This is a genomic window from Streptomyces sp. NPDC111507 (assembly GCF_055638955.1).
On the sequence record NZ_JBVKBU010000001.1, the window covers coordinates 458,799 to 480,096 of the forward strand.

At 71.0% G+C, this 21,298-nt stretch carries 20 protein-coding genes and 1 pseudogene; 7 read left to right on the forward strand and 14 right to left on the reverse strand.

The features are described 5' to 3' along the window. Positions 1 to 97: 97 nt before the first annotated feature. Complete coding sequence (locus ACZ7M2_RS02080) at positions 98 to 2,047, forward strand: anthranilate synthase family protein (protein WP_471593768.1); 1,950 nt, start codon at positions 98 to 100, stop codon at positions 2,045 to 2,047. An 83-nt stretch (positions 2,048 to 2,130) separates the two neighbouring features. Here the strand turns inward: ACZ7M2_RS02080 and ACZ7M2_RS02085 are convergent, their stop codons facing one another. The 4 genes from ACZ7M2_RS02085 to ACZ7M2_RS02100 form a co-directional block, all read right to left on the reverse strand. Continuing rightward, complete coding sequence (locus tag ACZ7M2_RS02085; RefSeq protein WP_450487722.1) at positions 2,131 to 3,159, reverse strand: 6-phosphofructokinase; 1,029 nt, start codon at positions 3,157 to 3,159, stop codon at positions 2,131 to 2,133. Positions 3,160 to 3,326: 167 nt separating this feature from the next. Beyond that, entirely contained in the window at positions 3,327 to 3,974 is a 648-nt protein-coding gene (locus ACZ7M2_RS02090) for a response regulator (RefSeq protein ID WP_075026834.1), read from the reverse strand. A 41-nt stretch (positions 3,975 to 4,015) separates the two neighbouring features. After that, positions 4,016 to 5,251 carry a MacS family sensor histidine kinase gene (macS, locus tag ACZ7M2_RS02095; protein ID WP_471593769.1) on the reverse strand — a complete coding sequence of 412 codons (1,236 nt, stop codon included), beginning with the start codon at positions 5,249 to 5,251 and terminating at the stop codon, positions 4,016 to 4,018. 34 nt (positions 5,252 to 5,285) lie between these two features. Then, the gene (locus ACZ7M2_RS02100) at positions 5,286 to 6,071 is read right to left on the reverse strand and encodes a lysophospholipid acyltransferase family protein (protein ID WP_470059803.1); all 786 of its coding nucleotides are present in this window, start codon (positions 6,069 to 6,071) and stop codon (positions 5,286 to 5,288) included. A 140-nt stretch (positions 6,072 to 6,211) separates the two neighbouring features. On the opposite strand from ACZ7M2_RS02100, the gene ACZ7M2_RS02105 reads away from it, so the two are divergent. Further along, entirely contained in the window at positions 6,212 to 7,021 is an 810-nt protein-coding gene (locus ACZ7M2_RS02105) for an alpha/beta hydrolase (protein ID WP_471593770.1), read from the forward strand. Further along, positions 7,014 to 7,691, forward strand: coding sequence for a hypothetical protein (locus ACZ7M2_RS02110; RefSeq protein ID WP_471593771.1), 678 nt, complete (start codon positions 7,014 to 7,016; stop codon positions 7,689 to 7,691). The genes ACZ7M2_RS02105 and ACZ7M2_RS02110 overlap by 8 nt, the downstream gene beginning before the upstream one ends. Before the next feature lie 9 nt (positions 7,692 to 7,700). On the opposite strand, the gene ACZ7M2_RS02115 is transcribed toward ACZ7M2_RS02110, so the two are convergent. The 4 genes from ACZ7M2_RS02115 to ACZ7M2_RS02130 all read right to left on the reverse strand — a co-directional run bounded on the left by ACZ7M2_RS02115 (position 7,701) and on the right by ACZ7M2_RS02130 (position 10,426). Then, positions 7,701 to 8,453 (reverse strand): endonuclease/exonuclease/phosphatase family protein, encoded by a 753-nt coding sequence (locus ACZ7M2_RS02115; protein WP_471593772.1) that lies wholly within the window; start codon positions 8,451 to 8,453, stop codon positions 7,701 to 7,703. 236 nt (positions 8,454 to 8,689) lie between these two features. Further along, positions 8,690 to 9,643 carry an ROK family glucokinase gene (locus ACZ7M2_RS02120; RefSeq protein WP_054231531.1) on the reverse strand — a complete coding sequence of 318 codons (954 nt, stop codon included), beginning with the start codon at positions 9,641 to 9,643 and terminating at the stop codon, positions 8,690 to 8,692. A 54-nt stretch (positions 9,644 to 9,697) separates the two neighbouring features. Next, positions 9,698 to 10,165 (reverse strand): DUF5304 domain-containing protein, encoded by a 468-nt coding sequence (locus ACZ7M2_RS02125; RefSeq protein WP_471593773.1) that lies wholly within the window; start codon positions 10,163 to 10,165, stop codon positions 9,698 to 9,700. A 57-nt stretch (positions 10,166 to 10,222) separates the two neighbouring features. After that, entirely contained in the window at positions 10,223 to 10,426 is a 204-nt protein-coding gene (locus ACZ7M2_RS02130) for an ArsA family ATPase (protein ID WP_403688556.1), read from the reverse strand. A gap of 5 nt (positions 10,427 to 10,431) precedes the next feature. Here ACZ7M2_RS02130 and ACZ7M2_RS02135 point away from each other — a divergent pair, with 5 nt between their 5' ends. Next, a complete protein-coding gene (locus ACZ7M2_RS02135; protein WP_403688557.1) occupies positions 10,432 to 10,500 on the forward strand; it encodes a hypothetical protein in 69 nt (22 codons plus the stop codon). 46 nt (positions 10,501 to 10,546) lie between these two features. Here ACZ7M2_RS02135 and ACZ7M2_RS02140 read toward each other — a convergent pair. From ACZ7M2_RS02140 to ACZ7M2_RS02150, 3 genes and pseudogenes are all read right to left on the reverse strand, one after another. Then, positions 10,547 to 11,392: pseudogene (locus ACZ7M2_RS02140) on the reverse strand (ArsA family ATPase); the annotation flags it as partial. A gap of 91 nt (positions 11,393 to 11,483) precedes the next feature. Then, positions 11,484 to 11,930 carry an SRPBCC family protein gene (locus tag ACZ7M2_RS02145; RefSeq protein ID WP_054231534.1) on the reverse strand — a complete coding sequence of 149 codons (447 nt, stop codon included), beginning with the start codon at positions 11,928 to 11,930 and terminating at the stop codon, positions 11,484 to 11,486. 107 nt (positions 11,931 to 12,037) lie between these two features. After that, positions 12,038 to 12,835 carry a metallophosphoesterase family protein gene (locus ACZ7M2_RS02150; protein ID WP_471593774.1) on the reverse strand — a complete coding sequence of 266 codons (798 nt, stop codon included), beginning with the start codon at positions 12,833 to 12,835 and terminating at the stop codon, positions 12,038 to 12,040. 313 nt (positions 12,836 to 13,148) lie between these two features. Between ACZ7M2_RS02150 and ACZ7M2_RS02155 the strand changes: the two genes are divergently transcribed. Continuing rightward, a complete protein-coding gene (locus ACZ7M2_RS02155; protein WP_471593775.1) occupies positions 13,149 to 14,945 on the forward strand; it encodes an AMP-dependent synthetase/ligase in 1,797 nt (598 codons plus the stop codon). A gap of 19 nt (positions 14,946 to 14,964) precedes the next feature. Here the strand turns inward: ACZ7M2_RS02155 and ACZ7M2_RS02160 are convergent, their stop codons facing one another. Then, a complete protein-coding gene (locus ACZ7M2_RS02160; protein ID WP_471593776.1) occupies positions 14,965 to 16,602 on the reverse strand; it encodes a GMC oxidoreductase in 1,638 nt (545 codons plus the stop codon). Between the two features lie 136 nt (positions 16,603 to 16,738). Further along, on the reverse strand, positions 16,739 to 17,881 hold the full coding sequence (locus ACZ7M2_RS02165) for a glycosyltransferase family 4 protein (RefSeq protein ID WP_471593777.1): 1,143 nt from the start codon (positions 17,879 to 17,881) through the stop codon (positions 16,739 to 16,741). Between the two features lie 227 nt (positions 17,882 to 18,108). On the opposite strand from ACZ7M2_RS02165, the gene ACZ7M2_RS02170 reads away from it, so the two are divergent. Then, entirely contained in the window at positions 18,109 to 19,341 is a 1,233-nt protein-coding gene (locus tag ACZ7M2_RS02170; RefSeq protein ID WP_471593778.1) for a glycosyltransferase 87 family protein, read from the forward strand. On the opposite strand, the gene ACZ7M2_RS02175 is transcribed toward ACZ7M2_RS02170, so the two are convergent. Continuing rightward, entirely contained in the window at positions 19,302 to 20,624 is a 1,323-nt protein-coding gene (locus ACZ7M2_RS02175; RefSeq protein ID WP_471593779.1) for an MATE family efflux transporter, read from the reverse strand. The two genes, ACZ7M2_RS02170 and ACZ7M2_RS02175, sit on opposite strands and share 40 nt — an antisense overlap. Positions 20,625 to 20,756: 132 nt before the next feature. Between ACZ7M2_RS02175 and ACZ7M2_RS02180 the strand changes: the two genes are divergently transcribed. Next, positions 20,757 to 21,290: a PadR family transcriptional regulator gene (locus ACZ7M2_RS02180; protein ID WP_471593780.1), complete on the forward strand. Its 534-nt coding sequence runs from the start codon at positions 20,757 to 20,759 to the stop codon at positions 21,288 to 21,290. The last annotated feature ends 8 nt before the right edge of the window (positions 21,291 to 21,298 follow it).

Sequence of the window (21,298 nt, forward strand, 5' to 3'; positions counted from 1 at the left end):
AAGGCCGCCCGAGGGGCGGCCTTCGGTGTTTGCGGACACGGGCCGTTCCTCTCCGAGTTTTCGGGAATCCGAGAATCCGAGAGAAGGAACAGGACCGATGCACCTGCTCGACCTGCTGGACGATCCCCGTCCGTTCGCCCTGCTGCGCCGTCGCACCCCCGGTCACGACCACGACACCGTCGAGCTGCTGCTCGGACCGGTCAGCACCTGCGACCGCCTCGCCGACCTCCCCGACGAGGGACTCGCGCTCGTTCCCTTCCGCCAGATCAGGGAGCGCGGCTTCGACGTCCGCGACGACGGCACGCCACTCGCGGTGCTGACCCCCGAGGAGACGCACGTCCTGCCGCTGGAGCGGGCGCTGGCGGAGCTGCCGGCGCACGAGGTGCGTGTCACGGGCGGGGGCTTCGACGTCGCCGACGAGGAGTACGCGGGGATCGTCGGGCGCGTACTGGAGGAGGAGATCGGGCGCGGCGAGGGCGCGAACTTCGTGATCCGGCGCACGTACGAGGGCGCGATCCCGGGGTTCGGGCGGGCCGACGCGCTGGCCCTGTTCCGGCGGCTGCTGGTCGGCGAGCGGGGCGCGTACTGGACGTTCGTCGTGCACACCGGAAATGGGCAAGGGCCCGAAGGGCCTTCCTTGGACGGGCGGGGGCGGGAGACGGGTGGGCGCACGCTGGTGGGCGCGAGCCCCGAGGTGCACGTGCGGATGTCGGGCGGAACCGTCGTGATGAACCCGATCAGCGGCACGTACCGCTATCCGGCCGAGGGGCCCTCCGCGGACGACCTGCTCGGCTTCCTCGCCGACGGCAAGGAGATCGAGGAGCTCTCCATGGTCGTCGACGAGGAGCTCAAGATGATGTGCACGGTCGGTGACATGGGGGGCGTGGTGATCGGTCCGCGGCTCAAGGAGATGGCCCACCTCGCGCACACCGAGTACGAGCTGCGGGGCCGGTCCTCGCTGGATGTGCGCGAGGTCCTGAAGGAGACCATGTTCGCGGCGACCGTCACCGGGTCGCCGGTGCAGAACGCGTGCCGGGTGATCGAGCGGTACGAGCCCCTCGGGCGGGACGGCGTCGGGCGGGGCTACTACGCGGGGGCGCTGGCCCTGATCGGCCGCGACGCGGGCGGTGCCCAGACCCTCGATTCGCCCATCCTCATCCGGACCGCCGACATCGACGCGGACGGGCGGCTGCGGGTGCCGGTCGGCGCCACCCTCGTGCGGGGATCGGATCCGGCGGGCGAGGTCGCCGAGACGCACGCGAAGGCCGCGGGGGTGCTGGCGGCGCTGGGGGTCGTGGAGGCCGGGGCCCGCGTGGAGGGCGTACGGCCGAGGCTGGCCGACGATCCGCGGGTGCGGGCGGCGCTGGACGGGCGGCGGACCTCGCTCGCGCCGTTCTGGCTGCGGATGCAGGAGCAGGCGCGTGAGTTGGAGGGCCATGCGCTGGTCGTGGACGCCGAGGACACCTTCACGGCGATGCTCGCGCATGTGCTGCGGTCCTCGGGACTCGAGGTGACCGTGCGGCGCTACGACGAGCCGGGGCTGCGGGCGGCGGTGCGGGCGCACGAGGGGCCGTTGGTCCTGGGCCCCGGCCCGGGCGACCCCTTGGACCTGGACGATCCCAAGATGCGGTTCCTGCGGGAGCTGACCGCCGAGGTGATCGGGGGGCACGGGCACGGCGTGCTCGGCGTCTGTCTCGGGCACGAGCTGATCGCGGCGGAGCTGGGCCTGAAGATCGTACGCAAGGAGGTCCCGTACCAGGGCGCGCAGACGGAGATCGATCTCTTCGGGCGGGCCGAGACCGTCGGTTTCTACAACAGCTTCGTGGCGCACTGCGACGAGGAGACGGCGGCCGAGCTGTCGGCCCACGGCATCGAGGTCAGCCGCACCGAGAGCGGTGAGGTGCACGCGCTGCGCGGGCCCGGGTTCGCGGGTGTGCAGTTTCACCCGGAGTCGGTACTGACGCTGAACGGGACGGCCGTCGTGCGGGAGCTGGTCGGTCGGCTGCGGGGCGCCGGCACGCCCTCGGAGCGGCGGCCCTCCGTGTAGTCGTGGCAGCCGTGGCCGAGGACGCCGGCCGCACGGGTGTCGGGTGGCCCGTGCGGCCGACGGGATCACGGGGAGGGGGCGCGTCAGCCGAAGAAGACCCCGACCTCCTCGTACAGCTTCGGGTCGACCGTCTTCAGCTTGGCCGTGGCCTCCGCGATCGGGACCCGGACGATGTCCGTGCCGCGCAGGGCGACCATCTTGCCGAAGTCGCCGTCACGGACGGCCTCGACGGCGTGCAGTCCGAAGCGGGTGGCGAGCCAGCGGTCGAAGGCACTGGGGGTGCCGCCGCGCTGGATGTGCCCGAGGACCGTGGTGCGGGCCTCCTTGCCGGTGCGCTTCTCGATCTCCTTGGCCAGCCACTCGCCGACCCCGGAGAGGCGTACATGACCGAAGGAGTCGAGGGACTCGTCCTTCAGGACCATCTGGCCGTCCTTGGGCATCGCGCCCTCGGCGACGACCACGATCGGCGCGTACGAGGCCTTGAACCGCGAGGTCACATAGGCGCACACCTGGTCGACGTCGAAGCGCTGCTCGGGGATGAGGATGACGTTGGCGCCGCCGGCCAGGCCCGAGTGGATGGCGATCCAGCCCGCGTGACGGCCCATCACCTCGCAGACGAGGACGCGCATGTGCGACTCGGCGGTGGTGTGCAGCCGGTCGATCGCCTCGGTGGCGATGCCGACGGCGGTGTCGAAGCCGAAGGTGTAGTCGGTGGCGGACAGGTCGTTGTCGATGGTCTTCGGTACGCCGACGACGGGCACGCCGTACTCGTCGGTGAGGCGCGCGGCGACGCCGAGCGTGTCCTCGCCGCCGATCGCGATGAGTGCCTCGACCTCCTGCTTGGCGAGGTTCTCCTTGATGCGGCGGATGCCGTTCTCCTGCTTGAGCGGGTTCGTCCGCGAGGAGCCGAGGATGGTGCCACCGCGCGGCAGGATGCCGCGCACGGCGGGGATGTCCAGCCGGACGGTGTCGTTCTCGAGAGGTCCGCGCCAGCCGTCCCGGAAGCCGACGAAGTCGTATCCGTACTCCTGCACGCCCTTGCGGACGATGCCCCGGATGACGGCGTTGAGTCCGGGGCAGTCGCCGCCTCCGGTCAGTACTCCGACCCGCATGGAAAAGTCCCTTCGCCGCGATTGCCTGAGGGGACTCACGCTAATAGTGATCCAGGTCACTTCGGCATGGGGCGGAAGGGCAATTCCGGTGAATTGTGCGGGTGTTGATCACTCGCCTTCACTCGATGGTGGGTCAACCAGGGTTTACGCCGCCCACTCGTCGGGGTCTACGCCTCGTCGAGACCGCGCTCTATGGCATAGCGCACCAGCTCGACCCGGTTGTGGAGTTGGAGCTTGCCCAGGGTGTTCTGCACATGGTTCTGGACCGTGCGGTGGGAGATGACCAGGCGCTCGGCGATCTGCTTGTAGCTCAGTCCCTTGGCGACCAGGCGCAACACCTCGGTCTCGCGGTCGGTGAGCTGCGGGGCCTTGGGCTCGTCGGCGCCCGCGGCGGGGGCGGGCTCGGAGGCCAGCCGGCGGTACTCGCCGAGGACCAGGCCCGCGAGGCCCGGCGTGAACACCGGGTCACCGACGGCCGTACGGCGCACGGCGTCGATCAGCTCCTCCGTGGACGCCGACTTCAGCAGATAGCCGGTGGCACCGGACTTCACCGCCTCCAGGACGTCCGCGTGCTCGCCGCTGGCCGACAGGACGAGGACGCGCAGCGCCGGGTTGCTGCCGACCAGTTCCTTGCAGACCTGGACGCCGGGCTTGGCGGGCAGGTTCAGGTCGAGCACCAGGACGTCGGGCGCGGCGGCCCGGGCACGGCGCACCGCCTGCTCGCCGTCGCCCGCGGTGGCGACCACGGCGAAACCGGACGCGTCCAGGTCGCGGGCGACCGCGTCGCGCCACATGGGGTGGTCGTCCACCACCATGACCTTGATCGGACCCTGCCCCACCACGTCGGTGACCTCCGTCATCGCTGCTCCGCCTTCCCCCGTGAAACCCTGGAAACCTTCGGTATCTTCAGCTCGACCTCCGTGCCCTGGCCGGGCACCGAGATCAGTTCGGCCGCGCCGCCGAGGTCGCGCAGCCGGCCCCGGATCGACAGGGCCACACCGAGCCGCCCCTCCCCCTCGGCCTGGGCGAGCCGCCCCGCCGGGATGCCCGGGCCCTCGTCGCGTACCGTCACGATCACCTCGTCCGGCTCGTCCTCGACGAGGATCCAGGCCCGGGCGTCCTCGCCGACGTGCTTGCGGACATTGTCCAGGGCGGCACCGACAGCGGCGGCCAACTCCCGGGCGGCGGCCGGGGGGAGAGGAACCGGGGCGCCGGGCTCGGAGAAGGTCACGCGCGCGCTCGCGTACGGGGCGAGCAGGGCGCGCAGGTCGACAGGGCCCCGGGAGTCCTGGTCGTCGTCCGGTTCCTCGACGGCCCGTACGACCGCGCCGAGCGCGGCGTCCTCGGACACCCGCGAGACGGGCACCAGGCCGCCCGAGACCAGGGTGCGCAGCGCGACCTCCTGCTCGCCGGCCATCCGGCCCAGCTCCGCGGCCTCGCCGCCGAGCGCGGAGGCCCGTCGCTGCACCATGGCGAGGACCTGTAGGACACCGTCGTGGATGTCACGGGCGAGGCGCTCGCGCTCGCGGGTCGCGGCCTCGATCTCCAGTGCGCGGGCGAGGGTGAGCTCGGAGGCGCGGGCGACCTCGACGACGTATCCGATGGCGATGGAGGCGACCCAGACCAGGATCACGTTGTGGACCGTGTCGCGGGTGGGGGCGCCGCGCTCGACGAGGTTGGCGGCCGCCACGAGCGTCGAGGCGAACGCCGCCCAGCGCCAGCCGCCCTTGATGGCGAAGGCGAGGACGGAGCCCGCGGTCCATATCGACGGGAGGGTGGGACCGCCGGTCACCACGCGGTGGTGGGTGTCCGCGACGGGCGTGAGCATGATGCCGGTGAGTGCGACGGTCAGGTCGACGGCGAGGAAGCGCTTGGTGCAGCTGGCCGCGTTCGCCACCCTGGGCAGGGTGGCGAGCGTCCAGACGAACAGGACCGCGTAGTACCCGATGGCCACCCAGGGGTGGGCGAACTTGCGGAACGCGGTGGCGAAGAGCCCGATCGCGTACAGCATCGTCAGCACGCGGTAGGCGGTGAGCGCACGCCACAGCGGCTGCTCGACCGACATCCTCATGACTCTCTCGCGCTTGGCCATGTCCCCCACCCCCACCGTCCCCCGACGCAAGCGTCTAGGTGCCGGCCCGTCCTTCTTCGGTTTCGGCTTCGGCCGCCTTCGCGGCCTCCTTCTGCGCCTGTTCGGCTTCCTTGAGCGCCTGCTTCTCGGCCTTCGCCGCGTCCGCTATCTGCCGCTTGGCGGCCGTCGCGTAGATGTCGACGTACTCCTGGCCGGAGAGCTTCATGATCTCGTACATGACCTCGTCGGTCACCGCGCGCAGCACGAAGCGGTCGTGCTCCATGCCGTTGTAGCGGGTGAAGTCGAGCGGCTTGCCGATGCGGATGCCCGGGCGCATCAGCTTGGGCATCACCTTGCCCGGCGGCTGGATCTTCTCGGTGTCGATCATGGCGACCGGGATGACCGGGGCGCCGGTCGCGAGCGCCACGCGCGCGAGGCCGCCCGGCTTGCCGCGGTACAGCCGCCCGTCGGGCGAGCGCGTGCCCTCCGGGTAGATGCCGAACAGCTCACCGCGCTCGATGACATCGATGCCGCTCTTGACGGCCGCCTCGCCCGCGCCGCGCGCGCCGGAGCGGTCCACCGGGAGCTGGCCTACGCCCTTGAAGAAGGCGGCGGTCATCCGGCCCTTGACGCCGGGCGTCGTGAAGTACTCGGCCTTCGCGATGAAAGTCACCTTGCGGTCGAGGACCGCGGGCAGGAAGAACGAGTCCGAGAACGACAGATGATTGCTTGCCAGGATGGCGGGGCCCTCGGCGGGAATGTTCTCGAGGCCTTCCACCCAGGGCCTGAAGGCAAGCTTCAGCGGCCCTCCGATGGAAAACTTCATGGCGCCGTAGATCAACCGAATGCCTCCTGTGTCGTCGGTCAGACCTTATCCCGGAGCACTGTCAAAGGCCTCGACGACCCTGGTCGGTGTCAGTGCCGTCGCGTACGGTGAAGTACGCCTCGCATTCCGCCCGTCTGATGAACAGGAGACCGAAGGTGCCGGTCCTTCCTGGAGCCGAGCCGTTCCGCCACGAGGGCGGAGAGGTCGGTGTCCTTCTCTGTCACGGCTTCACCGGTTCCCCGCAGTCGCTGCGCCCCTGGGCGGAGTATCTCGCCGAGCGCGGTCTGACCGTCGCGCTGCCCCTGCTGCCCGGGCACGGCACGCGCTGGGAGGACATGCAGCTCACGGGCTGGCAGGACTGGTACGCGGAGGTGGACCGCGAGCTGCGTGCGCTGCGGGAGCGCTGCGCCCAGGTGTTCGTCTTCGGCCTGTCCATGGGCGCCGCGCTGACCCTGCGGCTCGCCGCGAAGCACGGGGACGAGGTGAGCGGCATCGTCGTCGTCAATCCGGCGAACAAGGTGCACGGGGCGGCGGCCCACGCCCTCCCGGTGCTCCGCCACCTCGTCCGGACGGTGAGCGGCATCACCAGCGACATCGCCAAGGAGGGCGTCACGGAGGTGGGATACGACCGGGTGCCCCTGCAGGCCGCCCACTCCATGCGGAACTTCTACCGGATGGTCGACGGTGAACTGCCCCAGGTCACCCAGCCGATGCTGCTGCTGCACAGCCCTCAGGACCATGTGGTGCCGCCCGTCGACTCGGCCCGGATCCTGAGCCGGGTGTCGTCCACCGACGTGACGGAGATCCTGCTGGAACAGAGCTACCACGTGGCGACGTTGGACCATGACGCGGACCGGATCTTCGAGGAGAGCTACGCGTTCATCGCCCGGCTCGCGCCCGGTGTCGGCAAGCGGTCCGGCACGGGTCAGGTGGGTCAGCAGGAAGGGACGGCCACTGGTGGCTGAGCACGACGCGGAGCGCGGCGAGCCCGACGAGAAGGGCGTACCGGTCGGCGAGCCTCTCGGTGACGAGCAGGGGGTGCCGTTCGACGAGGACGCCGCGTGGCAGGCGATCGTGGCGGGGTACGGCGAGGAACCGCCGGATCCGCCCGGCGCGAAGCCGTTCAAGTCGATCGAGGACCTGGCGCTCCTCGACCCGGTGACGAACGACGCCCCGGGTGGCGAGGACGCGTCCGAGAGGCCCGAGAAGGGCAAGAAGAACGGGACCGTCGGGACGAGCGAGAAGGACGCGGCCGGCGACGAAACCGGGGAGCCGCCCGCCGCAGCGAAGCCCCTCGGCGGCTCCGTCTCCTTCGCGCCCGGCGTCGGCGGTCCGCGCGACTACCAGGCGCCCGAGCCCTCCGAGGACGACTTCGACGGGGACGACGAGGGCCATTTCGTCCCCCCGGAGCCGCCCCCGCTGCCCACCGCGGACACCACGGCCAAGTTCGCCTGGCTCGCCGTCGTCGGCGGCCCGATCGTGCTCCTGCTGGCCATCCTGCTCGGCTGGGACATGACGTGGTGGCTCGCCACGGTCGGCATCGGCGGTTTCCTGGGCGGCTTCGCCACCCTCGTGGCGCGTATGAAGCCCGACGACGAGGACGAGGACGATCCCGGGCGGGGCGCGGTGGTCTGACGCGGCCGGTTACGCGGCGGGAACTCTGAGGGCGGCCAGCACGGGCAGATGGTCCGTGGCCGCCCTCAGGTCTGTCTCCGTGACTCCGGGATGGCCGTACGGGACCCCGCAGCCGAGGATCTCGATGCCGCGGGTGGCGAAGATCGCGTCGATGCGCTGGTGGGGGTCGGTGGGCGTCGAGGTGTACTCCGTGCCCCAGGGTGCGGTGGCCCAGCAGTCCTGGAGGCCGTCGGCGAGGCGGGTGAAGGTGGGGCCGTCGGGGCGTTCGTTCAGATCGCCGCCGACGAGGGCGTGCGGGGTGCCGAGAGCTGCGAGGCGGTCGAGAAGCAGGCCGCTCTGCGTGTAGCGCTCGTCCTTCTGGAGCGAGAGATGGCAGCTCACCACGCCGAGCCGGGCGCCGCCGAAGCGCACGACGGCGGTGGCGAGGCCGCGGCGGTGCAGGCCGGGGGTGAGGGGCAGCAGGACGTCCTCGGTGCGTTCGACGGTGGCCCGCATCGAGCAGAGGAGCGCGGGGCCCGCGGCGGTCGCGCCGCCGGACAGGATCGTCTGCCCGGACGCGGCCGCGAGCCGGGCCAGCTTCTTGCGCCAGCGGAAGAAGCGGGGGGCTTCCTGGACGAGGACCAGGTCGGGGGCGCAGGCGTGGATGACGCGGGCGAGGGCGGTGGTGTCGTCGCGCATCGAGCGGATGTTGTAGCTGAGGACGCGGATGACGGCGGAGCCGTCGGATTCGGTGTGGGAGCGGGGCAGCGGGGTCGTCGCCATGTGGATCAACATACGTGGATGCGCTGCTCGGGGGAGCCAGAACGCTGCGGTGGTTTGTCGGCTGCGGGACGGTGGGGGCCGGTCGCGCCCACGCGGCGGAGCCGCATGACGTCACAGCCCCGCGCCCCTGAGGGGCGCCATCCGCGCCCCCGCCGAAAGGGGCACGGTACGACATCGCCCGCCGTACCCCTGAAGGGCGCGGCGGGCGAGGTGTGCGTACTGCGTGATCAAGTCGGTTACATGATCGGGTCGGGCTCCCTGGCCAGGTCCGCCGCGCCCACCAGGCCCGCCTCGTTGCCGAGCTGGGCGGCGATCACCTCGGCCACCGGGCGCCAGTTGCCGCCCACGAGCCAGCGCTTGTACGACTTGCGGATGGGGTCGAGCACCAGCTCGCCCTCGTCCGAGAGGCCGCCGCCGACGATGAAGGCGGAGGGGTCGAAGAGCGAGGCCAGGTCGGCGAGGCCGGCGCCGGCCCAGCGGGCCAGCTCGCGGTAGGAGTCCACCGCCACCGGGTCGCCCTGGCGTGCGGCCACCGAGATGTGCTTGCCCTCGATGCCGTCGGGGGTGCCGTTGCCCAGCGCGAGCAGGATCTCCGCGTTCTCGGGGGTGGCGTTGGCCCGCTGCTTGGCGTAGCGGACGAGGGCGCGCCCGGAGGCGTACTGCTCCCAGCAGCCCTGCGAGCCGCAGCCGCACAGCAGACCGTCCGGCACCATGCGGATGTGGCCGAACTCGGCGGCCACACCGAAGTGCCCGCGGCGCAGCTTGTTGCCGATGATGATGCCGCCGCCCAGGCCCGTGCCCAGGGTGATGCAGATGACGTTCCGGTGACCCTTGCCCGCGCCGAACTTGTACTCGCCCCACGCCGCCGCGTTCGCGTCGTTCTCGACGACGACGGGCAGCCCCACGCGTGCCTCGACCTCGGCCTTGAGCGGTTCCTGCCGCCAGTCGATGTTGGGCGCGAAGTACACGGTCGAGCGCTGGCGGTTCACGTATCCGGCGGCACCGATACCCACGCCGACGATGTCGTGACCTGCGCGCGCGCCCTCCACCGCGGCGGCGATGGCGTCCACGATGGCCTGCGGCGTGGTGGGGGTCGGCACCTTGTGCGTCGAGAGGATGTTGCCTTCCTCGTCGACCACACCGGCCGCGATCTTCGTGCCGCCGATATCGACGCCGATGGTGAGTCCCATGAATCCCTCAGTTTCGGTCGAGCCCCGCTACGGCCAACCGTACCCGAGCAGCCTTTAGTCCAAGTCAATCCGCTCCCCCGGACCGGTCCCCTCGTCACGGGGGCCACGCTCCCGGGTGGTCCAGCGTCGTTCCTGGGCCTCGACGGCCGAACGGTAGGCGGCGAGCAGCTCGCTGCCCGCGGCCGCGAGGTGATCGAAAACGTCAGGGTTGCGCTCTATGACCGGTTCGACGGCGGCCTTGGCCTGCTGTACGACCTGGTTGACCATCTGCTGGGCGGTGCCGGAGGCGACCACGCCGAACAGCGGCGAGTTCAGTCCGGACAGCTTGTCGGCGACCGCGTCGACCAGCTTGCGCAGTTCCTCCGCGGCCGAGCCGGGCGGCGGACCGTACTGGGCGCGGCGGCGGGCCTTCTCCGCCGCGAGGTCCTCGGCGCACGCCTTCGCCCAGGCGTCGGCGTCGCTCGCGCGCGCTTCGTCGCTCGCCTCCTGAGCGGCGTCGGACGTGGGGCGCTCTTCGCTCATGGCGGACTCCTGCCTATGGTTCTTCCTTTCGACGGTACCCGAACGGGGGTACGCCGTTCACCGTGTCCGGGGCCAGAGATCCGGGTCCGGCGCGAAACGCACCCTGAGTTCCCCCTCGCGCAGGGCGGCGCCGGCCACGGTGCAGCGGCGCAGCGCGGACGGCAGCGGCACGATCCTGCGGAACTGGCCCACGGTGACGACGAGTTCGTCGCCCCGGCGGATCAGGTCCAGTTCCTCGCGTATCGCGCCGGGCAGCGGGATGTGCCATACGAGGACGCCGTCTTCGGCGAGGTGGTCGAGAACGGGCCACTCGACCGGGGTCGGCGTCCGGTTGACGCCGGGCACGGGGAGCGCGCCGAGGTCGTCGGTGCCGCGCGGGTCGCGGCCGAGGTGCGGGACCTCGTGGACGGTGTACGTCTCCTGCCACTCGTCCAGCGCCTTGCGCTGCTGGGCGGCGAGGGCGCCCAGCCAGGCGTCCGCGCTGGCGGCCGGCAGTACCCGGTTCGCGACCAGCGCGTCGACGCGCAGCCCGTACAGGGCGAGGGCGGTGGTGGCGGCGTGCACGGCGTCGGTGCCGGCCGGGCCCGGTTCGGCGACCAGCCGTACGGTCGTGGCGCGGTCCTCGACGACCGCCGCGACGGCGGCCAGCTCGATGTCCCAGCGTGCCGCCGTCTCGTACAGCCACTCGGCGGGCATCGGGACACCCGCGAGACGGCCGAGGACGGGGCGCAGGGCGCGGGCCGCCTGGCGCTCCGGCGGGAGCAGCCGGCGCAGGTAGCGGCGCAGTTCCTCCGGGAGGGCGAGGAGGGCGAGGGCCTGTGGGGTCGGCGGGAGGTCCACGACCAGCAGGTCGTACGTCTGCGAGGTCGCCGCGTCGCGCAGGGCGCGCAGCAGGGCGAGTTCCTCGGCGCCGGGCAGGGGGGTGAGTTCCTCGGCGTCCAGGCGGGCGGCGCCGAGCAGGTCCAGGGCGGTGGTCGCGCGGTCCTGGAAGGCGGTGAGGTCCTCACGGAAGCGGGCGTTCGCGTCGGGGCGCCAGGTCGTGAGGCGGGGCGCGGTGCCGGTGGGTTCCGCGCCGGTGGGTACGCCGAGGACGGTACCGAGGGTGTCGGTGCGGTCGGCGGTGAGCAGGAGGGTGCGGGTGCCCTCGCGGGCGGCCTTCAGCGCGGTGGCCGCCGCGACCGTCGTACGGCCCGTGCCGCCCTGGCCTGTGATCAGGATGGTGCGCATTGCATGAACGCTACCTGCGTCGAGCGCCCCCGCCGCCCCTGCCCCGTCCCCTCCTCGGCCTGGGGGCTCCCGAGGGCGGGGCGGAGCGGGATCAGCCCGCCTCGCCCGACTCCACCCGCTTCTTCAGACCCGCCAGCGCCCGGTCGATGATGACCTTCTCGGCCTTGCGCTTGATCATGCCCAGCATGGGGATCTTGACGTCGACCGTGAGCCGGTAGGTGACCTCGGTGGCGCCGGCGCCCGCGGGCTTGAGGATGTACGAGCCGTCCAGGGAACGGAGCATCTGGGACTTGACCAGGGTCCAGGAGACCTCGTGGTCGCCGGTCCAGGTGTACCCCAGGGTCTGGTCGTCCTTGATCGCACCGGCGTCCATGACGAGGCGCACCTGCTCGGCGCGGCCCTGCCCGTCCGTGGCGAGTACCTCCGCCTCCTTCACCTCTCCCGTCCAGTCCGGGTAGCGGGCGAAGTCGGCGATGACCGCCATGACATCAGCCGGTGCCGCCTCGATCGTGATGCTCGAGCTGGTGTGTTCCGCCATCGCGGTGGCTCCTCCAGATGCGGTCCGGTGAGGGAGGGTGGTACGCACGTGTGTGCAGCGTGAAGGCTACCGCGCGCCCGCCGAACCATCGCCACCCCACCTGGTGTTCACCACTCCAGGACCCACGGGCGGCCCGACGCCGCGAAATGTCCGACGTTCACGCACTCGGTCGTCCCGATCCGCATCCGGCTCGCGAGCGGCTGGTGGACATGGCCGAAGAGGGAGTAACGGGGACGGATGCGGCGGATCGCGTCCAGGAGGGCACGGGAGCCGCGTTCGAAGCGGCGCGCCACCGTGTCGTAGACCAGTTCCGGTACGTCCGGCGGGATGTGCGTGCACAGCACGTCGACCTCGCCGACCGCCTCGATCTTCGCCGCGTACTCCTCGTCGTCGATCTCGTAGGGCGTCCGCATGGGGCTGCGCAGTCCCCCGCCGACGAAGCCGAAGACCCGGCCGCCGATCTCCACCCGCTCACCGTCGAGGACCGTCGTGCCGGGTCCGGCGTACTCCGCCCACAACGGGGGCATGTCGACATTGCCGTAGGTCGCGTACGTCGGTGTCGGGAACGCGGCGAACAGCTCGGCGTACTGCTTGCGCACCGCCTTCTCGATGGCCACGGAATGGTCCATCCCGATCTCGTCCCACAGCCGCCGCCCGAACTCCCGCGCCTCGGCGAAGCGGCGGGCGGTGCGCAGCTCGACGATCCGGTCGGCGTTCTCGGTGCCGAAGAGGTCGGGGAAGATGCCGCGCGCGTGGTCGGCGTAGTCGAGGAAGAGCACCAGGTCACCGAGGCACAGCAGAGCGTCCGCGCCCTGGCCGGCCCGGGCCAGGTCGCGCGCGTTGCCGTGCACGTCACTGACCACATGAATGCGCGTTCTGCGGTTACCGCCTGGTGTGGGTGCCATGACGATCAAGCGTAGGCGTGTGGGGCAAACGTGAATAGAGGCGGTCGGACCTGCGGTTACTGGCATGGCAAGAAGAGCGTGGACTACTGTGCGTGAAGGAACGCCATCGGGTGCGACGCACCAACCTGTGTGACGCAGGGAACATCTCGGCAGGACCCCCTATCGAAAAAGCCGTACCGGTGGGTAACGTCCGGGCAGTCCAGTCGTACTCAGGATTTCAACAATGATGTTCCTGGGTACCTGCCCGAGCCTTGGACCGCTCCGTCGCATCACACACCGTCGTGGCGTCGGCGCCCTATGAGGAGCAGCAGTCTTGCGCGAGTTCAGCCTTCCGGCTTTGTACGAGGTCCCTGCGGACGGAAATCTGACCGACATCGTCCGCAGAAACGCCGCGCAGCATCCCGACGTCGCCGTCATCGCCCGCAAGGTGGGCGGCACGTGGACGGACGTCACCGCCACCACCTTCCTCGCCGAGGTGCGGTCCGCGGCCAAGGGCCTGATCGCCTCGGGCGTACAGCCCGGCGACCGGGTCGCCCTGATGTCCCGTACCCGCTACGAGTGGACGCTGCTCGACTTCGCGATCTGGAGCGCGGGCGCGATCACCGTGCCGGTGTACGAGACCAGCTCGGCCGAGCAGGTGCAGTGGATACTCGGCGACTCGGGCGCGAGCGCCTGCATCGTCGAGCTGGACACGCACGCGGCCTGCGTGGAGTCGGTGCGCGACCGGCTGCCCGCCCTCAAGCACGTCTGGCAGATCGAGGCCGGCGGGGTGGAGGAACTGGGGCGCGCGGGCAGGGACGTCAGCGACGCCACCGTCGAGGAGCGCAGCTCGCTCGCCAAGGCGGACGACCCGGCGACCATCGTCTACACGAGCGGTACGACCGGCCGCCCCAAGGGCTGCGTCCTCACCCACCGCGCCTTCTTCGCGGAGTGCGGCAACATCGTGGAGCGGCTGCGCCCCCTGTTCCGTACGGGCGAGTGTTCCGTCCTCCTCTTCCTGCCGCTCGCGCACGTCTTCGGACGGCTGGTGCAGGTCGCGCCGATGATGGCGCCGATCAAGCTGGGCTGCGTCCCGGACATCAAGAACCTCACCGACGAGCTGGCCGCGTTCCGGCCGACGCTGATCCTCGGTGTGCCGCGTGTCTTCGAGAAGGTCTACAACTCGGCGCGCGCCAAGGCGCAGGCGGACGGCAAGGGCAAGATCTTCGACAAGGCGGCGGACACGGCGATCGCCTACAGCCGCGCCCTGGACACGCCCTCCGGCCCGTCGCTCGGCCTGAAGATCAAGTACAAGACCTTCGACAAGCTCGTCTACAGCAAGCTGCGCGCGGTGCTGGGCGGTCGTGGTGAGTACGCGATCTCCGGCGGCGCCCCGCTCGGCGAGCGTCTGGGCCACTTCTTCCGCGGCATCGGCTTCACGGTCCTGGAGGGCTACGGCCTGACGGAGTCCTGCGCGGCCACCGCCTTCAACCCCTGGGACCGTACGAAGATCGGTACGGTCGGCCAGCCGCTGCCCGGCTCCGTGATCCGCATCGCCGACGACGGCGAGGTGCTGCTGCACGGCGAGCATCTGTTCAAGGGGTACTGGAACAACGAGGCCGCGACCGCCGAGGCGCTCGCGGACGGCTGGTTCCACACGGGTGACATCGGCACCCTCGACGAGGACGGCTACCTCCGTATCACCGGCCGCAAGAAGGAGATCATCGTCACCGCGGGCGGCAAGAACGTCGCCCCGGCCGTGATCGAGGACCGCATCCGCGCGCACGCGCTGGTCGCGGAGTGCATGGTGGTCGGCGACGGGCGCCCGTTCATCGGCGCGCTGGTCACCGTCGACGAGGAGTTCCTGGGCCGCTGGGCCGATGAGCACGGCAAGCCGGCGGGTTCCACCGCGGCGTCGCTGCGCCAGGACCCGGATCTGATCGCTGCGATCCAGGACGCGGTCGACGACGGCAACGCCGCGGTGTCGAAGGCGGAATCGGTGCGGAAGTTCCGCATTCTGTCCTCCCAGTTCTCGGAGGAGTCGGGCCACCTCACGCCGTCCCTGAAGCTCAAGCGCAACGTGGTGGCGAAGGACTACGCGGACGAGATCGAGGCCATCTACCGGGGCTGACGGCCCGGTCGAGCGGTTCTCATGGCGCGGTGTCCTCGGCGAGGATCCGCGCCATTCCGCGTTCCGCGAGCGCGGTGATCGTGAGGAACGGGTTCACCCCGATCGAGCCCGGCACGAGCGAGCCGTCGGTGATGTACAGGTGCGGGTAGCCCTTCACCCGGCCGTAGCCGTCCGTCGCCTTGCCCAGCACGCAGCCGCCCAGTGGGTGGTAGCAGAAGTCGTCGGCGAAGGTCTTGTTGTTGCCGAAGAGGTCGTAGCGGTAGATCGTCGCGTTGGCCGAGTTGATCCGGTCGAAGAGCTTCTTGGCCATGCTCACGGAGACCGCGCTCTGGGCGGCGGTCCAGCCGAGCTTGGCGGAGTCCGTCGCCGCGTCGTACGTGAAGGACGCGCGCTCCGGGTTCTTGGTGATCGCGAGGTAGAGGCTGATCCAGGTCTCCAACCCGGTGGGTATCGGGGCGATTTCGGCGAAGACGGGGTTGGCGGTGTTGGCCCAGTCGTCGATGCCCATGACCGGCATCGTCGACTGGTTCGCCCCGACCGTGTCCCAGATGTGGTTGGCGCGGCCCGTCATCACGTTGCCGTTCGTGCCCCAGCCGCTGCCGACGCTCGCGTCCAGGGACGGCAGGGTGCCCGTCTCCCGGGCCCGGACGAGGAGTTCGGTGGTGCCGAGGCTGCCGCCGCCCAGGAAGAGGTACGTACAGCTGTACTGCTTGGTCTCCACGACCGCGCCGGTGGTGTCGATCCGGTCGGCGGTCAGGGTGTACGTGCCGTCCGTGGCCCTGCTGATCGCCCGGACCTTCTCCAGGGTGTGGATGGTGACGTTGCCGGTGCCGAGCGCTGCCGCGAGGTAGGTCTTGTCGAGGCTCTTCTTGCCGTAGTTGTTGCCGTAGATGACCTCGGCCGCGAGTGCGGACTTGGTGGCGGTTCCGGCCGCCTCGCGCTGCATGTAGGCGAAGTCGTAGACGTTCGGGACGAAGGTCGTCTTCAGGCCGGCGTTGGCGGCGGCCTTACGGGAGGTGCGGGTGAACTGGTACCACTCCGTGGACTCGAACCAGGTGGGGTCGACCGTGTTGACGCCGAGCATGGTGCGGGCGCGCGGGAAGTAGGTGTTGTACATCTCGGTGGCGTCGACCGTGGGGAACTGCTCGGAGAAGTAGGACTGGAGGGGCGTGACGGCCATTCCGCCGTTGACCAGTGAGCCGCCGCCGACGCCTCGGCCGACGTAGACCGACATGTTGTCGTAGTGGACCCGGTCCAGGACTCCCGGGTAGAGGCCGATGTCCTTGTTGACGACGTCCAGCCACAGGAAGGTGGCGAGCGGGGCCTCGGTGCGGGTGCGGAACCACATCGAGCGCTCGTCGGGGGCGGCGGTGGAACAGAAGACCTTGCCGTCGGAGCCGGCGGTGTTCCAGAGCTTGCCCATCTCTATGACGAGGGTGCGGATGCCGGCCTGGCCGAGGCGGAGGGCGGCCACGGCGGCGCCGTAGCCCGATCCGATGACGATGGCGGGCGCGGTGTCGACCGCGGCGGGCTCTGCCGCGTGAGCGGACTGGAGGCCTACGCGGGTGAGGCCGGCGGCGGCGGCCGTCTGGAGGGCGACCATGCCCAGGATCTGGCGTCTCGTCAGGTGACGGTTTGTCAGCTGACGGTTACTCATCTGATGATGAGTCAGTTTTTCTGTCATGAGCGCAGCATCGGCGGATTATTTGCTTCCGCCTAGGGTTTTTGCCGGGATTTCAGGGGGCGTCGCGATGAATGGGGAGAGTGCCGGTGGTTTGTGACCGGCCACGTACCTAGAGCAACTCCTTGAGGCTCTCCGCCAGCAGGTCCCAGCGCCATTTCCGCTCCACCCACTCCCGTCCCCGTTCGCCCATGTGGCGGCGGAGTTCGGAGTCGGCGAGGAGGGTGATGATGCGGTCGGCGGAGTCGTCCGGGCAGTCGCCTCGCACGACCCAGCCCGTTTCGCCGTCGAGGACCGCGTCGGGGGCGCCGCCCGAGTCGCCCGCGACGACCGGCAGGCCCGTCGCGGAGGCCTCCAGGTAGACGATGCCCAGGCCCTCGACGTCGAGGCCGCCCCGGCGGGTGCGGCAGGGCATCGCGAAGACGTCGCCCGCGCCGTAGTGGGCCGGCAGCTCCGACCAGGGGACCGCGCCGGTGAAGCGGACCGCGGCGGCGACTCCGGTGTCGTACGCCAGCTTGCGCAGGTCCTGCTCGTACGGCCCGCCGCCGACGATCAGCAGCACCGCCTCCGGCTCCTTGGCGAGGATGCGGGGCATGGCGAGGATCAGCGTGTCCTGGCCCTTGCGCGGGACCAGACGGGAGACACAGACCACCACCGGGCGGTCGGTGAGGCCGAGGCGGGCGCGGACCCCGTCACCGCCCGAGCCGGGGTGGAAGGTCTTCTCGTCGACCCCCGGAGGCAGCTGGACCATGCGGGAGGCGGCCTCGGGTGTCAGCGCGGACGCGATGCGCGAGCGCGTGTACTCGCCGAGGTAGGTGATCGTGTCCGTGGACTCGCCGATACGGCGCAGCAGCTGCCGTGCGGCGGGCAGCTGGGCCCAGCCCGCCTCGTGGCCGTGCGTGGTGGCCACCAGTCGCTCGGCGCCCGCCCTGCGCAGCGCGGGCGCCATCAGGCCGAGCGGGGCCGCCGCCCCGAACCACACCGACGTACAGCCGTGCTCGCGCAGCAGCCCGACGGCGCGCCTGGTGGCACCCGGTGTGGGCAGCAGCATCGTCGTACGGTCCCGGACGACGGTGAAGGGCTGCTCGGCGTCGAAGGCGGCCGTCGCCTCGACGCCCTCCCGGCTCCGCTTCCACGTGGATGCGTAGACTACGAACCGCTCCGGGTCCAGTCGTAGCGCCATGTTGTGCAGGAACGCCTGGATGCCGCCGGGGCGGGGCGGGAAGTCGTTGGTCACGATCAAGGTCTTGTGCATCGCGTTCGACACTACCGAAACCTTCGAATCCCCACGCGAGCGGTCCACAGCGGCGAAGCTGTATTCCATCGGTGGTCACAGCTCCGTACGGCCGCGCTTCATGGGCCTCGCACAGCCCCGCACGTCATCATGTTTCCGCACAACCGCACCACCGCACCATGTCACGACCGCACCACCACACGACCGCACGACCGCAAAGACAGCCGACGAACGAGGGCCAGGTGAGCATGAAGGGCACACGGGGGGCGGGGTTTCCGTACGCGTTGCTGGGAACCTGGGGCCTGACCAGGCTTCTGCTCCTGCTCTTCGTCTTCAAGGTGTTCGTCTTCCCGGGCCCGGACGTCACGAGTGACGTCTCGGTGATCTACCAGGGCTGGTACGAGATCCTGCGCACCGGTACCTTCCCGCTCGACGACGTGACCTGGCAGTACCCGCCGGCCGCCGCGCTCGCGATCCTCTCCCCCGGGCTGCTGCCCTTCCTCGACTACGCGCACGCCTTCTTCCTGCTGGCCTTCGTCGCCGACGTGGTGGTGTACGCGCTGCTCCACTACGCCGGCCGGCGCCCCGGCAAGACGCTGCGCGGCGCCTGGGTGTGGGTGATCGGCGTACCGCTGCTCGGACCGACCGTCTACGCCCGCTACGACGTGATGGTGACGGCCCTGGCGGTCGCGGCGCTCCTCGCGGGCGCCCGCCATCCGCGGGTGATGGGCGCTCTCGTGGGCTTCGGGGCGCTGGTGAAGGTATGGCCGGCGCTCCTGCTCCTGGGGGCCGTGAAGCGGCGCGCGTGGGCCGCGGCGGCGGTGACCGCGGGCGGGATCGCGGTGCTGTTCGGGCTGTCGATGCCCGGCGCCTTCTCCTTCCTGACCTTCCAGCGCGACCGGGGCACCGAGGTGGAGTCGCTGGGCTCCCTCGTCTTCCATGTGGGCCGGCACTTCGGCTGGGACGGTCAGGTACTGCTCAACTACGGCTCGGTGGAGTTCCTCGGCCCGTACGTCGACGTGGTGAGCAGGCTGGCCCTGGCGCTCACCGCGATCGCCTTCGCGTGGCTGCTGCTGTGGCGGCTGCGCGTCCAGCGCTTCCGGCCGCACACGCTCGCCGACGCCGCGTTCGTGGCGGTGCTGATGTTCACGGCCACCAGCCGGGTCATCAGCCCGCAGTACATGGTGTGGCTGGTCGGGATCGGCGCGGTCTGCCTGTGCTTCCGGGGCAGCCGGATGACGCTGCCGGTCGGGCTGGTGCTGGCCGCGTGCTTCGTGACCGTCCTGGAGTTCCCGATCTGGTTCTCGCACGTCGTGGGCAGCGACCGGCTGGGCATCACCCTGCTCTTCCTGCGCAACGGCCTGCTGGTGATCGCGGCCCTGCTCGCCGCCCTCGAACTGTGGTGGAGCACCGTGTCCGACCCGACCCCGACCCTGCCCGCTCAGGCCACCCGCAGCAAGGAACGCCTGAGCTCCTCCTGACGGCGGCGGGCGCGGGCGAGAAGAAGTCCGACGGCCGTGCACTGCACCGCCATGGACAGCGCCAGCGCCAGGCAGATCCCGGGCAGCCCGAGCCCCGACAGGGCGTACGCCAGGGGCAGCTGGACCGCGGTGCCGAGCAGGGTCACCCGCAGCAACAACGGGGCTCCCCCACTCCCCTCGAAGACCCCGCCCAGCGCGATGAAGCAGGCCATCAGCAGCAGATACGGGCCGACGCAGCGCAGGAACAGCGCGCCGTCGTGGGCGACCGCCTCCCCGGCTCCGAAGGCCCGCATGATCCAGGGGGCGAACGCGCCGAGCGGGACGGCCGCCACCAGGCCCACCGCCCCGGAGACGATCACCGCCTGCCGCCCGATCGCTCCCCGCTCGTCCCGGCCGGTGCCCCGGGTGTGCGCGGTGTGGATCGAGGCGGCCTGCCGCACCGCGTAGAAGGCCATGGTCGCGACGTACATGACCTTGTAGGCGATGGAGTACGCGGCCACGGCCGTCACCCCGATCCGGGCCACGATCGCGACCAGGACCAGCGCCCCGCCCTGGCGCACGGTGAAGTCGGCGGACATGGGCAGTCCGGTCCGCAGGGTGCGGCGCAGCGCGGGGCCGGTGGGCTCGGCGGGGCGGACGGCCGCCGCCTCGCGCAGCGGCGCGTTGCGGCGCAGGGCGCGCAGGCCGGCGGTGAGGGCCACGCAGCGGCACAGGACCGTGGAGACGGCGGCGCCCCTGACGCCGTACGCGTGGATGAACAGCGGGTCGAGGCCGAGAATCAGCCCGTTGGCCAGCAGGGCGAGGCGCATCGGGGTGCGGGTGTCACCGGCGCCCTTCAGGATGCCGTCGACGAGGTTCTGCGCGAAGAAGACGGCGATGCCCGGCAGGGAGATCCCGAAGTAGGCGACCGCCAGGGCGAGGGCGCGCCCGTCGCCGTCCAGGACCAGCCGGGCCAGCGGCTCGCGCAGCAGGTATCCGCCCACGGCGACCACGGGCGTCACGACCGCGCACAGGGCCCCTCCGCCGCGTACGGCCGCCCGGAGCGCGCCCGGATCCCGGGCCCCTCTGGCATGGGCGACGAGGACGGTCGTACCGGAGGCGAAGACCAGGGCGACGCCGAGGAGCACGTTCTCGGTGTTGGTCGCGACGGCGACGGCGGCCACGGCGGGACCGCCGAGCCGGGAGACCCAGACGGTGTTGATGATCCCGGCGGCGACGGAGGCGAGCAGGGAGAGGTACACGGGGTGGGCGAGCGATATGAGCCGCTTCCGGTGGGCGTTCACCGATGAGTCCCTCGATTCCCTTGGGTTCCCTTGATTTCTCTTAGTTACCTCTTATCGAGCTATCTCGTTTAGAGATAGCTCGATAAGAGGTACCATGGGCGTCCGACACCCGCAAGCAAGGAGCGCCCCCGCATGCTGGAGCTGTCGATCCTCGGATTTCTGTTCGAAGAGCCCTTGCACGGCTATGAGTTGAAGGAGCGCATCAAGGCGCTCAGCGGCCACGTCCGCCCGGTCAGCGACGGCGCGCTCTACCCGGCGATCACCCGCCTGGTGGCCGCAGGACAGCTGGACCAGCACACGGAGCCCGGCAGCGGCGCCGCCCCGCGGCGCATCCTGTCGCTCACCGAGAAGGGCCGTGCGGAGCTCCTGGAGCGGCTGCGCCACCCCAAGCAGGCCGAGATCACCGACCACGTCCGCTTCAACACCCTGCTGGCGTTCCTGCGCCACCTCCCGGACCCGCGGGAGCAGGCCGCGGTCCTGCGTCGCCGCCAGGAGTTCCTTCTGACGCCCGCGAGCTTCTTCTACCGGGACGGCGCGCCCGTACGGGCGGAGGAGGCCGGCGACCCGTTCCGGCAGGGGATGCTGCGGGTGGCGCGGGCGACGGGCGAGGCGGAGCGGGAGTGGCTCGCCGAGGCCATCGCCCGACTGGACACGGCGACGCGCTGATTCGGCGG

Coding starts and splice junctions, on each gene's coding strand:
- ACZ7M2_RS02180 (WP_471593780.1), top strand. CDS start 20,757: ATGCTGGAGCTGTCGATCCTCGGATTTCTGTTCGAAGAGCCCTTGCAC.
- ACZ7M2_RS02125 (WP_471593773.1), bottom strand. CDS start 10,165: ATGAGCGAAGAGCGCCCCACGTCCGACGCCGCTCAGGAGGCGAGCGAC.
- ACZ7M2_RS02080 (WP_471593768.1), top strand. CDS start 98: ATGCACCTGCTCGACCTGCTGGACGATCCCCGTCCGTTCGCCCTGCTG.
- ACZ7M2_RS02145 (WP_054231534.1), bottom strand. CDS start 11,930: ATGGCGGAACACACCAGCTCGAGCATCACGATCGAGGCGGCACCGGCT.
- macS (WP_471593769.1), bottom strand. CDS start 5,251: ATGGCCAAGCGCGAGAGAGTCATGAGGATGTCGGTCGAGCAGCCGCTG.
- ACZ7M2_RS02085 (WP_450487722.1), bottom strand. CDS start 3,159: ATGCGGGTCGGAGTACTGACCGGAGGCGGCGACTGCCCCGGACTCAAC.
- ACZ7M2_RS02170 (WP_471593778.1), top strand. CDS start 18,109: ATGAAGGGCACACGGGGGGCGGGGTTTCCGTACGCGTTGCTGGGAACC.
- ACZ7M2_RS02120 (WP_054231531.1), bottom strand. CDS start 9,643: ATGGGACTCACCATCGGCGTCGATATCGGCGGCACGAAGATCGCGGCC.
- ACZ7M2_RS02090 (WP_075026834.1), bottom strand. CDS start 3,974: ATGGTGGTGGACGACCACCCCATGTGGCGCGACGCGGTCGCCCGCGAC.
- ACZ7M2_RS02160 (WP_471593776.1), bottom strand. CDS start 16,602: ATGAGTAACCGTCAGCTGACAAACCGTCACCTGACGAGACGCCAGATC.
- ACZ7M2_RS02150 (WP_471593774.1), bottom strand. CDS start 12,835: ATGGCACCCACACCAGGCGGTAACCGCAGAACGCGCATTCATGTGGTC.
- ACZ7M2_RS02115 (WP_471593772.1), bottom strand. CDS start 8,453: ATGGCGACGACCCCGCTGCCCCGCTCCCACACCGAATCCGACGGCTCC.
- ACZ7M2_RS02165 (WP_471593777.1), bottom strand. CDS start 17,881: ATGCACAAGACCTTGATCGTGACCAACGACTTCCCGCCCCGCCCCGGC.